At 41.7% G+C, this 13,491-nt stretch carries 6 protein-coding genes; 2 read left to right on the top strand and 4 right to left on the bottom strand.

Translation table 11 applies throughout. The features are described from left to right. Positions 1-26: 26 nt before the first annotated feature. Positions 27-1,787, bottom strand: coding sequence for a RagB/SusD family nutrient uptake outer membrane protein (locus QZ076_RS01905; protein ID WP_293709799.1), 1,761 nt, complete (start codon positions 1,785-1,787; stop codon positions 27-29). Between the two features lie 13 nt (positions 1,788-1,800). Continuing rightward, positions 1,801-5,010: a TonB-dependent receptor gene (locus tag QZ076_RS01900; protein WP_293709797.1), complete on the bottom strand. Its 3,210-nt coding sequence runs from the start codon at positions 5,008-5,010 to the stop codon at positions 1,801-1,803. A 322-nt stretch (positions 5,011-5,332) separates the two neighbouring features. Between QZ076_RS01900 and QZ076_RS01895 the strand changes: the two genes are divergently transcribed. Further along, a complete protein-coding gene (locus QZ076_RS01895; protein WP_293709795.1) occupies positions 5,333-9,274 on the top strand; it encodes a hybrid sensor histidine kinase/response regulator transcription factor in 3,942 nt (1,313 codons plus the stop codon). An 88-nt stretch (positions 9,275-9,362) separates the two neighbouring features. Here the strand turns inward: QZ076_RS01895 and QZ076_RS01890 are convergent, their stop codons facing one another. Beyond that, positions 9,363-10,058, bottom strand: a complete 696-nt coding sequence (locus QZ076_RS01890; RefSeq protein ID WP_293709793.1) for a hypothetical protein — start codon at positions 10,056-10,058, stop codon at positions 9,363-9,365. 201 nt (positions 10,059-10,259) lie between these two features. Between QZ076_RS01890 and nadB the strand changes: the two genes are divergently transcribed. Next, positions 10,260-11,828, top strand: coding sequence for an L-aspartate oxidase (nadB, locus tag QZ076_RS01885; protein ID WP_293709791.1), 1,569 nt, complete (start codon positions 10,260-10,262; stop codon positions 11,826-11,828). 73 nt (positions 11,829-11,901) lie between these two features. On the opposite strand, the gene QZ076_RS01880 is transcribed toward nadB, so the two are convergent. After that, positions 11,902-13,401, bottom strand: coding sequence for an alpha-L-fucosidase (locus QZ076_RS01880; protein WP_293709789.1), 1,500 nt, complete (start codon positions 13,399-13,401; stop codon positions 11,902-11,904). Positions 13,402-13,491 lie beyond the last annotated feature (90 nt).

Raw genomic sequence — 13,491 nt, 5'->3', positions numbered from 1 at the left:
CCTGCTTTTATGATTTATCAAATGAATTACCATCCCGGATTCTGGACCAATCCATAACCTTTATTAATCTCTTCAGGCGGGAATGCACACAAATACCATTTGGGCGACCAATTCTTCTTCCAATAACGTTCGGCCAACTGCCATTTTTCATATTTATAAGAACCATCTGCCTGACTCCAGATTTTTACACCATACAGAGGTTTGGTAAAATCTTCCGTACGCTTCCAACGGACCAGGTCAAACCATCTGATCTCCTCAAAACCAAATTCCACGGCACGTTCATTCAGTACCATTTCACGGAATTGCTCCTGTGACAGATTACGCTGTAATTTCGGTAAACCGACTCGTCCGCGGACTTTGTCTACCCACTCATAAGCTTCACCCGTACGTCCAAGTTCATTCAAAGCCTCCGCATAGCTCAGATAAATCTCAGCCAGACGCAAATAAGGCCAGTGAATAACCGAACCGGTCAGAGTGGCATAATCATGTTCACGAAGGAACTTACGCATAACGGAACCGGTACGGCAACGCGTATCATTTTCTGTTTTCTGTTCTTGCCCACCGATATAGGTTTCAGCTGTACGCCCCTGCCATTTGTCGCCGTTAATAACAAGAGTTTCATACAACCGAGGGTCTCTGTCTTCGAACGGATTGACGCCCTGGGGTATATTATCCCAGTCTATATTAAAAGACGAACCGTCGGCATTACCGAACATATCCATATAATTCAATGTCGGACAGCTACAACCATACCAGCCAGCCGACTGCATAAAATAAAAGTTCCCATCCCAAATATCCGGACAAGTATACGCTACACGAGTAGAAATCAATACCTCACCGTTTCTTCTTTTATACCATGCATCCTGAAAATCCTGTCGGTAATCCCCTGTCTCAACCAACTGGTAGTTATAAGAACCCGAGTTGTTCGCCTGTTCGAATTCTTTACAGGCATCCACAACATCCTGCCAGCGTTGATCGGATTTATTTCCATACCAAACCATCAGGTTCGTACTGGCTTCGCCATCCAGATAAGGCTGGTTGTCATTAAACAAAGGACTCGCGGCAAATAATAGCACACGCACCTTCAATCCGAGTGCAGCAGCTTTGGTAAAGCGCCCGTCTTCTTCCACCGATACCTGCCAGGGAAGTACGGATGCCGCTTCATTACACAAATTGACGATAAAGTTAACCGTCTTTTCAATAGTTTCACGCGGATAATTATAGTCATCGCCCGGGTAAATCGCTTTATCAATCAAAGGCAAGCCGCCGAAATGACGCATCATTTGAGTGTACTGTACCGCTATCACCATCTTGGCTTCCCCCTTACGGATAGCCTTTTCTTCTGCTGTCATATCCGGTACCCGGTCTACGTTTTCCAAGAAAATATACGCTTTACGAATGGCTTCCCAACTACGTTCTTTTGTGTAAGCATACATTACATCATAGGTGTCGGCAACAGATGCATTATATTGTCCGTTATAATAATGACGTTCCGCACCACAACCCCATCCCAGGTAAGACTGGCAAAGGTCGGTTGTCGATTCAAGCAGGTCCACTCCCAGTTTATCTTCGGCAGGGTCCCAACTGTACATAACCCCATAGGGTAAATGCCTGTAAGCCGCAGCCAGCGCACGTTCGGCATACTGCTTGGAAGCAAAAATCGTATCCAACGTTACATCTGCTCCCGGGGCTTTTTCCAGAAAATCATCGCCTATCTTCAAGTCATTACATGAACCGAAATAGAAAGAGGCAGCTATTATAGATATTGGTATTAATAATCTTTTCATACTATTTGTATCATTAGAAATTTACATTCACTCCAAAATTGTAAATACGCGTATTGGGATACTTGTTCTTATTACTGATTTTTGATTCCGGGTCGATAAATCCCAGATGGTCAAATGTCAGCAGGTTATATCCGTTGGCAAACACCCTGAGTTTCTGAATACCGACTTTCTTCAACACATCCGCATTCAACGTATATCCTATCTCCAGGTTCTTCAGACGCAGATAAGAAGCATCTCTCACCCAGAAATCCGACATTTGCGAATTATGCATTCTGTTGGTTTGGGTAAAACGCGGAAATTGGGCCGATTGTCCTTTCTCTTCTGTCCAACGTTCCTCGACCATCCATTTCATCAGGGGAGCGTCACCGGTATTGAACGGACGGGTAAAGTCTTCTTCCAAACGTCTGGAAACGTTAGTTGCCCCTGTCCAATTCATCGAGAAGTCAAACCCCTTATATTCGAATCCGGCATTCAGGCCGAAAATATATTCTGGATTTTCCCCATAACCGAAATAAGTTTTATCATCCCCATCAATTACTCCATCATTATTAAGGTCTTTGAACAGTATATCACCCGGTTTAAATGTTCCCGACTGCGTAGGGATTCCCGTGATTGTCGAGCCATCCTCATTAAAGTCTTTTGCCTCGAAGAAACGGTCGAAAACATATCCGTAATTCAAACCAATAGAACGCCCTGTTTCATACATATAAGGCTCATTCTGTGGAATTTCATCTTTATAAACAATCTCATTTCTGGAGAAAGAAATGTTTCCTTTCAACCAGTAGCGGAACTTACTATCAATTTTACCGTTCCATCCCAAAGAGATTTCATATCCTTTATTGTTCACTTTTCCTAAATTGACAGCAGGCAGGTCGGCAGCAACGAATCCCGGAACTGTATTTTGTTGGATAAGAATATCCTTACGTTTCTCCAAAAATACATCCAGAGAGAAACTCAAACGCTGATCCAGCAAGTTCATATCCAAACCGTAGTTTTGCTTGGCAGCCTTCTCCCAGGTAACATCCGGATTTCCCAGAATCAGTTCCGATGCACCCGGATAAGCCTGCGGCGTATTCACTCCCCAATAATATCCGCCCGAACTGGCAGAATATGAGTCCGGCAAATACAGAAAACGTTTATATTCATTCAATATATCGTTACCTACCAGACCGTAAGAAGCTCTTAATTTAAGAAAGCTGATAAAATCTACCTGCTTCATAAACTTCTCTTCCGATATCACCCAACCGAGTGAAGCCGCCGGAAAAAATCCGTACCGTTTACCCGGTGCAAAGTTTTCCGAACCGTTATAACCAGCATTGAAATCAACCAGATAGCGATCTTTATAAGTATAGGTGACACGTCCAACCAATCCCAAATATCCTTTCGGGATATCCGTATTAGCCTTGGGATAATACTGTTTGGTCATATTATACAAAAGCAAGCCGCCGACTTTATGGTCCCCGAAAGTACGGTCGTAATGTAAGCTGGCCTCCACATACCAGTCGCGTGTCTTGGTACTCCAGTCCTCCGAAGCGGACAAAGCACTCGCTGTACCTTCAAGCTGATACACAATCGTATGATCAAAATTAGGATCATCGATAGCCAATCCCGGATCGGTCAGACTGGATTTATAGACCGGAGTATACGATTCCATCGAGCCGTTCCATGATTTACTTCCCGTATAAGAGGTATTGTAAGCTCCTTTAATATTAAAAGAAAGGCCTTTGGTGATAAAATCCAGTTTCTGTGTTAAATCCATATCCAGATTCATCGTATTTTGAGAAGCCTCTGTGTATCCTTTTCCATAATACATGGAGAATAGGTTACGCATTGTCATCGGAATATAACGGTTTTTAATCTGAACCAGATTTCCATCTACAAAGCCCGGGCTGGAGAATGGCTGTACGCGGAGAATCTCCATCCACAAATTATTTTGTTCACCGAACTTAGGATCCTTCTTTGTTTCTAGACGGCCCCCCAACCCCAATTTCAAAGTAGTGCTCTTAGTTATGTTAATGTCGAGATTCGCCCGGTAGTTATAACGGTTGTTTTTATAGTTCGGATTATAACTTTCATAAAATCTCTTCAGCAAACCATCCTGATACAGATACCCCAGGGAAATAAAAAACTTCACATCTTTCGTTCCCCCCGAAATATTCAGGTTATGCTGTGTTTGTAAAGATACTTTCTTAAACATCAAATCTTCCCAGTTCGTATTCGGGAACATGATCGGATCGGCATTCGTCCGGAACATATCCAATACATAAGGCGAAAATCTCAAATCATTGGGACCCAAATCGGGATTGTCGCTCAATTGCATTTCATTAAAATATTTGGCATGTTCATAACTTCCCATCATTTCCGGAACACGCATTGCTTCACTGATACCGACTGAAGAAGACAGCGATATTTCCGTACGTCCTTCTTTTCCTCTGCGTGTCGTTACCAGGATAACTCCATTCGCACCCCGCACCCCGAATACGGCCGTTGCCGAAGCATCCTTCAAAACAGTAATATTTTCTATTTCATTAGGATCCATGCGAAAGAAAGAACGTTCCACCCCATCCACCAGAATCAATGGTTGTGAGCGAACGCCATCCAAAGAAGCAATACCTCTGACAAATATTTCCGGATCTTCAGCTCCGGGCTGTCCGCTATACTGAACGGTTGAAATACCCGAAACAGAGCCGGCCAGCATATTACCGATACTGGATGTGGGCGATTTTAATAAATCTTTTGTGTCAATCGAAGAAACAGAGCCGGTCACAGTCAACTTCTTCTGGGTTCCATAAGCGATGATCTGCACCTCTTCCAGCTGAACATTGTCGGAAGCCAAAACAACATTGATGACTTTCCGGTTACCAACCTTTATATCCTGAGGCGTATAGCCCAGATAAGAAACCTGAAGAATATCATTGTCCGTACATTCAATTTCATAATTCCCATTTATATCAGAAAGAACTCCCTGAGCCGTTCCCTTGATAGAAATCGTGGCTCCTATCATTAATTCGCCAGCATCGTCGCTGACCGTTCCCTTTACCAGCTTCTTTTGTCCTTTTTGCTGGGTGATGGACGGAACATTACTCTCCAGACCGGAAGTAAGAGCTGGACTGTTAGCCTCAGCCTGTACATCTGGTCGTATAAACAAAATAAGCAGCAACAGTACGCCGACCTTTTGAAGAGGACTACCTACCAGCTTATACTTAGCCTGTACTTGATTCATAAGTTTAATCGTATTTTTAGTTTAAAGTCAAAATCACCAATCATTTTTCCAAGAATCCATCGATTAGACGGAGGTGGTCCTTTCTGCATAATAATTACATTTTTTTTCATCTGATTTCAAATTTAAGATATGCCGACAAATGTATAGTCTGCTTTCAAAAAGGGCATCAAATCCTGTCTAAAAGTATTCCTCTATTGTATAATCATTTATTAATCAATAAATAGCAATCAACATTTTGAATACAAATTCACTCTTCAGGCTATTATCCTTGTTGGGAAATTCATTGTTTAGCCGTATATTTGTAAAAAAGTAAAATTGAATTATGAAGTTTTTTTCACACATAGCATGTGTTATTCTACTCTGTCTTTTACCTGGTATCGGACAATGTAACAACGCCAGCTATTACTTCAAACAAATAGCAATCGAGCAGGGATTATCACAATCGAGCATCAACTCTATTCTATGTGACCATAAAGGAATATTATGGATAGGAACAAAATCCGGCTTAAACTGCTACGACCAACATGAGCTAAAAAGCTTCTTCAACGAAAAAGACAATAAATATTCGCTTCCCGGTAACCACATACAATTTGTTGCGGAAGATTCACTCAATAATCTTTGGGTTTCTACTAACAAGGGATTGGTTAAATATAATCCGGACTATAACCACTTCGACCCGATCATAAAAGAAAAGATATTTTCTTATCTCTGTATACCCGGAGGGATTCTTTTCGGAGGAGAAAAAACACTTTACCGGTTCGACTACCAAAACAAAAATACCGAACGTATCCTTCTTCATACGGAAAATCACCTACGGGAAAGCGGAGAATACTCGATTCTCAACATATTAAAAATAGAAGGAAAAGTATTACTGAATACAAAGAAACATGGGCTACTCACCTATAATTATACGACAAACGAAATTTATAAAGATAACTCGTTGCCATTTACCAATACCGTATCCGCCATTTTTATCAATGAAAAAGGATATATTTATCTATCACCATACAGACAGGGACTTTTCTGCTACGATCCGAAAGGGAAATTGATCGCCCACTACAAAAGCGAAGACTCTAAACTAAGTAACAATATCATTCTCTGCATTCTGGAAAAAGACGGAAACATATGGATAGGGACAGACGGAGGAGGAATCAATATTTATCATCCCGACACTAAAGATTTTACCGTCTTACAACACGTTCCGGGAGATGTAAATTCACTTCCCGTCAATTCCATCACTGTTCTCTATATGGATAATGAAAATAACCTCTGGGCAGGGAGCGTGAGAGGCGGTATATTCGGAATTAAAGAAACTTATATCAAGACATTCAAAGACGTAGCCTTAAACAACACCAACGGATTAAGCGAAAAAGCCATTACCAGCCTGTACGAAGACAATGACAGTCTTTTATGGATCGGGACAGACGGCGGAGGGATCAATGTATACAACCCATTTACCGATACATTCAAACAATTCACCTTCACCTACGGCGATAAGGTGACTTCCATCACCGGCTTATCCGACACAGAACTTCTAGTATCGTTATTCAATCAGGGAATAGTTGTTTTCAACAAGAAAACGGGAAAATACACTCCATTTACCATTGTCAACAACCAGATCAATACAGAAGAATGTTATTACGGCTTTATGCCCCTAGCGCATAAAGTCAGCAACGACAGAATATATATTTTATCGCTCAGTGCACATATCTACTATCCTGAGACAAAGACCTTCTCTACCCTAAAAACAAAAGAAACCGATTTCTCCCTGGAAGCACTGAACCTGACCTATGCGGACGATTCGCTTATTTTCATGATAAAAGAGAATTATGTCTTACAGACATTACAAGAGAACGACAGCCTGTCCCTTCTATTCACCACTGAGCCGAATGAAACGATCCATACTCTTTGTTATGATAAAAAAGGGACCCTCTGGATAGGAAGCGACCAGGGACTCAGTTATTACAATCTGAATGAGAAAGTATTACACCGAATCAATACCCGGCTTTTCAATAACGTGTCTTATCTTTTCCTTGACGATAAAGAACGTCTCTGGATAGGTGCACAGAATATGCTCTTTTCGTATGTTATCGATGAAGGAAGATTTATTATCTGGAGCGAATCCGACGGATTTTCACCGAATGAAATCCTGTTTATGTACCAGGAACAGTCCAAAACAAATAACATCTACCTGGCAGGAACCGACGGACTGGTAAAAATAGATAAGAATATCTCCTATAATGACGATCTTCAACCGGAAATTGATTTATCCGATATTCTATTCAACGGAAGCACTTATCTGAAAGAGTTCGATGCAACTCAACGGTCAATAACGGTTCCCTGGAATTATACATCTCTATCGGTCGTATTCAATATAAATCAGAAAGATATATTCAGAAAAACAATGTTCCGCTACAAAATAGAAGGGGCAAACGAGCAATACATCGAATCTTATAATAACAAACTAAACCTACCGGTATTACTCCCGGGAAGTTATTCGATTATTGCATCCTACAATACGAAAAGCGGGATATGGAGCGAGCCCAAAAAGATACTCACACTCCATATCACTCCCCCCTGGTATAAAAGTAACCTTTTTATTTTCAGCATAATTCTGTTAATCATAGGAGTCATTTCCATCACGGTATATATTATCCTGAAGAAAAAAGAAAACCGGCTGAAGTGGGAAATGAAAGAACATGAACAGGCCATGAACGAAGAAAAGATACAGTTCCTGGTCAATATTAGCCATGAACTCAGGACTCCCCTTACACTCATTTACGCCCCGTTGAAAAGACTTATCGATACCAGCCATGAGAATCTGAATCTTGAAGTTATTCACGGACAGTTAAATACTATTTACAAACAGTCGAGAAAAATGAAAAATCTGATTAACATGGTTCTCGACCTGAACCGTATCAAAACGGAGCAAAAGTCTTTACAAAAACAGCCTCATCCATTAAATAAATGGATAGTATCCGTCTCCGAAGATTTCAATACTGAATTAAAGGAAAAGAGTATCCAGCTGATATATCAGCTGGATACTCAGATTGATTCAATCTGGTTCGATGAATGGAAATGCCAGACTATTTTTTCCAACATACTGATGAACGCCCTCAAATTCAGTGAACCGGAGACACAGATAACAATATCGACCCAACTAATGGGTAACTATGTCAGAGTCGCCGTCACAGACCAGGGTATCGGTCTGCAAAATGTGGACCCCAAAAAGCTTTTCAACCGTTTTTATCAAGGTGAACATAATAAGAGTGGTAGCGGAATCGGTTTATCTTATGCCAAAATATTGATTGAAATGCATGGAGGGCGGATAGGTGCATATAACAATCCGGACAGAGGAGCTACATTCTATTATGAGTTACCCGCATTGACCGATAGCACCAACTCCGGACAGCAAGAGGTACAGGAAACAGAGATTAGCGAAAATCTATCTATACCATTAGACTTGTCCGCGACCGGAATTTCCTGTGCCGGATATTCTTTACTCATCGTAGAAGATAAAGATGAACTCCGGCTTTTCCTGAAAGATTCGTTCAAAGATATATTCAAGCAGGTTTATACTGCAGAAAATGGTCTTGCCGCCCTGGAAATAACGAAAGCCAAACAACCGGATATCATCGTCAGCGACGTTATGATGCCCCGGATGGACGGCTATGAACTTTGTAAGAATATAAAGAACGATATTGAAATCAGCCATGTCCCCATCATCCTGCTGACAGCCAAATGCGACCAGGAAAGTACTGCACAAGGATATAAGCTCGGTGCGGATTTTTATATCCCGAAACCGTTTGAATTAGACTTCCTGCTGACTATCATTCTTAATTTGCTGAAAAGCCGGGAAGCCATCAAACAAAAATATAAGGAATCTTCTACCCTGCTCCTGCCACAGGAGACCACAATCAGCAATGTAGACGAACATTTCATGTCGAAGATGAATGAACTGATAGATAATAATCTGGCCAACCCGGACCTCGATGTAAGCTATCTGATGAAAAAGATGACCATGAGTCGTGCTTCCTTATATAACAAGGTAAAAGCTCTTACCGGTATGGGCGTTAACGATTACATCAATAGAATCCGGATAGAGAAAGCCTCTTTGATGCTTATACAAACGGATTTGAACATATCGGAAATATCTTATGAAGTAGGTTTCACTTATCAACGGTATTTCAGTACCATATTTAAACAAATCAAAGGAATGACTCCAACCCAATTTAAAGAAGAAAACAGAAGGAAAGAGAGCTAACAGGGGAAAAGAAAATACGCCGCCGCTTCACAGCAACAGCGTATCCACTTAAACCGGTCAAACAATTCCAAAAAGGAATATATTTTACTTATTTTACCTCTTCAAGTACAGAATAAGATTGCAACACATTATTATTATTGTATTGCTCGGTACGTACCACTCCGATATTAGGAGCATACCATTCGTATCCATAACCTTCGATCGTTTCTTTCGGGGAACGTGATTTGATTTTGAATTTGACTTTCGTACAGTCGAAAGTACCGGCCGGAGTCGTAACTTCTTCTGTCGTTACATACTCACGATCATAAATGGAGATGTTCTTTCTATCTTTACGATTTTTCTTCGAATAAATATTAATCACTGCATCATCGAAATAGACATCGCCGGAAGAAGCTCCTTTCGATACGCTCGGATAATTAATCACAGCGTCGGTAGCAGCCAGTGCGGTATTGGTTGTAGAAACAAAAGACGGATTGGTTAGGACTTCTTTCATATCCATAAAGAATTCGCCATCCTGGCAAAAAGCTTCCAGCTCGCCTTTATCGATAACTGTTCCGCTATTATTGGTGAATACATAGGCAGCGTCGACTTCCAGACCGGATTGGTTGTTTTCCACTTCATCCACCACATAAGTCATCACGCCCGACAGGTTGCCTTTTCCATCATAACTCTTTTTCACCAGCTGAGTACCTTTTGTCGTAGGGAAAAAGAATGTACAATCTTGTGCCATAGCCCCGCCTGCCAACATAGAGGCTAAAGCTAACAGTAAAACTTTAGATTTCATTTTTATAACGTTTAAGTATTAATAATAAGCCGGATATCCAATGCGTAGTTAAAACAGGGGAAGCCTTCGAATGTTTATGGCTTTTCTTTTAAAAATAGCAAAAGAATAAGTATTTCCGGACTTTTTAACCGAAAGGCAGCCGGGAATAGTACAACCATAAAAGTTAATTCCTAACTTTGGCGCTCTAAACAGTAATGTCTTATGGTACAAAGATTCGATTTCTTAGTGATAGGTTCCGGTATTGCAGGAATGAGTTTCGCTCTAAAAGTAGCCAATAAAGGAAAAGTAGCCCTGGTATGCAAAACTAATCTGGAAGAAGCCAACACTTATTTTGCACAAGGAGGTATCGCCTCGGTAACAAACCTGATCGTTGACAACTTCGACAAGCATATTGAAGATACAATGATAGCGGGCGACTGGCTCAGCGACCGCGGCGCAGTAGAAAAAGTAGTGCGCGACGCCCCTCAACAAATTAAAGAACTGATCAGCTGGGGTGTAGACTTCGATAAGGATGAGAAAGGGAACTTCGACCTGCATCGCGAAGGAGGTCATTCCGAATTCCGCATTCTGCATCATAAAGACAACACAGGTGCCGAAATACAAGACAGTCTGATTCAGGCTATCCAAAAGCACCCTAACATCACTGTATTTGAGAATCATTTCGCCATCGAAATACTGACACAGCACCATCTGGGGGTGACCGTTACCCGCCAGACGCCTGACATCGAATGTTACGGCGCATATATCATGGAGCCGAACGGACGAATCGATACATTCCTGTCAAAGGTTACGCTGATTGCAACAGGAGGTGTCGGCGCCGTTTACCAGACAACCACCAATCCGCTGGTAGCTACCGGCGACGGTATTGCGATGGTTTACCGTGCCAAAGGGACGGTAAAAGACATGGAGTTCGTACAGTTTCATCCCACCGCATTATATCATCCGGGCGATCGTCCGTCTTTCCTGATCACCGAAGCAATGCGCGGTTATGGTGGCGTGCTTCGCACGAAAGACGGCAAGGAATTTATGCAGAAATATGACAAACGTCTCTCGCTGGCTCCGCGCGATATCGTGGCACGTGCTATTAAGAACGAAATGGATACCCGCGGCGACGATCATGTTTATCTGGATGTTACGCATAAAGATCCGGAGGAAACAAAAAAACATTTCCCGAACATCTACGAGAAATGCCTGAGTCTGGGTATCGATATTACAAAAGATTATATACCGGTAGCTCCGGCCGCCCATTATCTTTGCGGAGGTATCCAGGTCGACCTCGACGCCCGTTCGTCTATCGACCGTTTGTACGCCGTCGGCGAATGTTCCTGCACCGGTTTACATGGTGGCAACCGCCTGGCTTCCAACTCGCTGATCGAAGCGGTTGTTTATGCCGATGCAGCTGCCAAACATAGCCTGAGCATTATCGATTCGCTGGATTACCAGGAAAACATACCTGAATGGAACGACGAAGGCACAACCTCCCTGGAAGAAATGGTATTGATTACCCAAAGTGTCAAAGAAGTCGGCCAGATTATGAGTACGTATGTAGGTATCGTCCGTTCCGACCTGCGTCTGAAACGTGCCTGGGATCGCCTGGACATCATCTACGAAGAAACGGAAAGTTTGTTCAAACGCTCGGTTGCCTCCAAAGATATTTGTGAGCTGCGTAATATGATTAATGTCGGTTATCTGATCATGCGACAGGCGATAGAACGGAAAGAAAGCCGGGGATTACATTATACGCTGGATTATCCGCCGGTAAAGAAATAAAGAAAAAAGGTGTGCCCTACTTTTGAAGCAAAATAATTTCTAAAATAGGGCACACATTCTTTTATTCTTTATATTACTTTACAGCTTCCAGCTTAAGAGTCCATGCATAATTACACGGAAGCTCGTCGAAAGTTAATGATGGCATTGTTATTTGAATATCATTGCTTTTTTTTGTCCATTTTACTTCCTTGTCACAGCCCAGCAAAGATATTTTTGTTTTAGATGTAGTATGGATATCCTTCAAAAGGATCTGTTGGGAATATTTGGGCAAAATAGCATATACATTCTTATCTTTTGATGTAAAGAAGACCTCCTGTACGGCATAACCCGGATCAGGATCAACTGTTTGTTTGAGTATCGCATTTCCGCTTACATAATACTTTCCTTTATATTTCCAGCTTCTGTCTCCATCAGACCATTGAGTTGTCTTTCTCCATCTGCGTGTTCCATAAATAGCTTCTCCGTTTACCTGTAGCCAATCTCCCATCTGTAGCAAACGTTCCTGCATAATCGGAGGAATTTTTCCATTGGCAGTCGGTCCGATATCCAGAAGTAAATTACCTCCCTTACTTACAATATTGACCAAAGTCAGCACCAATGCCTGAGGGGTTGAATAATCGGATAAATCCTCATTCTGATTATATCCAAACGAGAAACCCATGCCACGACATTCTTCCCAAGGCTTGTCGAACACGGCGTCATTGGCACTGTATTCGCGCGTATAATAATCGCCATGCTTTTTGCCATCCGAGAACTTAGCCCATCTGTCATTGACTACGATGCTGTCTTTCACGATAGATTCGGAATACAACCAGGATAAAAACTCTTTTGTTTTCCAAATAGTATCGCTAATATCGTCGGGGCCGTCAGACCACAAAAGATCCGGCTGGTAACGATTTATCAAATCCTTCAATTGCGGATAGAAATGCCGGTCGACAAAAATATCCATTGTTTCAGGGTAATACAAAGGATTATCCCACTCCCGGCAGGAAAAATAACAACCAACTTTAATGTCGGTTTTTCTAAGAGCTTCGACATATTCTCCGACTAAGTCTCTTTTCGCTCCAATCTCCATACTGTTCCAAGGCCTTCCATAGTCGCGGGAGGCTTCTTTATTAGGCCATAAAGCGAATCCGTCATGATGTTTTGTAGTCAACACGGCATATTTAGCTCCGGCCTTCTCAAACAGTTCGGCCCATTCATCGGCATTATAATCCTGAGCTTTAAACATTGGGGCAAAGTCGGCATACGTAAAATCTTTACCATATGTCTTTACATGGTAGTCATATATTTCAGTACCCGTAAAATCCCCGTTTCCGAATAACTTTTTGTTATCCAGCCAATATTTGTACCATTCCGAATAAGTACCTTTAGGCGACCAGGCAGGCACAGAATATAATCCCCAGTGTATAAAAATCCCCAGTTTAGCATCTTCAAACCAAGCAGGGACAGGCCTACTATCAATAGAACTCCAATCCGGCTTATAACTTTGTTGAGTAAAAGCAGTAATTGTCGTCAAACCAAAGACGATGGAAAAACCAATCCGCCTTATTTTCTTTATAAATCTATACATAGATAATCTTCTTAAAAACTTGAATAGAAAATTCAGGGATGCCTGTACAGACATCCCTAATTTTATAAATCAATTACACTTATCACTAAA

It is taken from the genome of uncultured Parabacteroides sp., assembly GCF_905196875.1.
Taxonomy (GTDB): Bacteria; Bacteroidota; Bacteroidia; order Bacteroidales; family Tannerellaceae; genus Parabacteroides.
Note: the sequence above shows the minus strand (reverse complement) of the source record. Positions and strands in the feature narration are given on the sequence as shown.

What these genes read in the sequence shown, in the direction of transcription:
- QZ076_RS01895 (WP_293709795.1), top strand. Translation starts at nt 5,333, where the DNA reads ATGAAGTTTTTTTCACACATAGCATGTGTTATTCTACTCTGTCTTTTA.
- QZ076_RS01905 (WP_293709799.1), bottom strand. Translation starts at nt 1,787, where the DNA reads ATGAAAAGATTATTAATACCAATATCTATAATAGCTGCCTCTTTCTAT.
- QZ076_RS01900 (WP_293709797.1), bottom strand. Translation starts at nt 5,010, where the DNA reads ATGAATCAAGTACAGGCTAAGTATAAGCTGGTAGGTAGTCCTCTTCAA.
- QZ076_RS01890 (WP_293709793.1), bottom strand. Translation starts at nt 10,058, where the DNA reads ATGAAATCTAAAGTTTTACTGTTAGCTTTAGCCTCTATGTTGGCAGGC.
- nadB (WP_293709791.1), top strand. Translation starts at nt 10,260, where the DNA reads ATGGTACAAAGATTCGATTTCTTAGTGATAGGTTCCGGTATTGCAGGA.
- QZ076_RS01880 (WP_293709789.1), bottom strand. Translation starts at nt 13,401, where the DNA reads ATGTATAGATTTATAAAGAAAATAAGGCGGATTGGTTTTTCCATCGTC.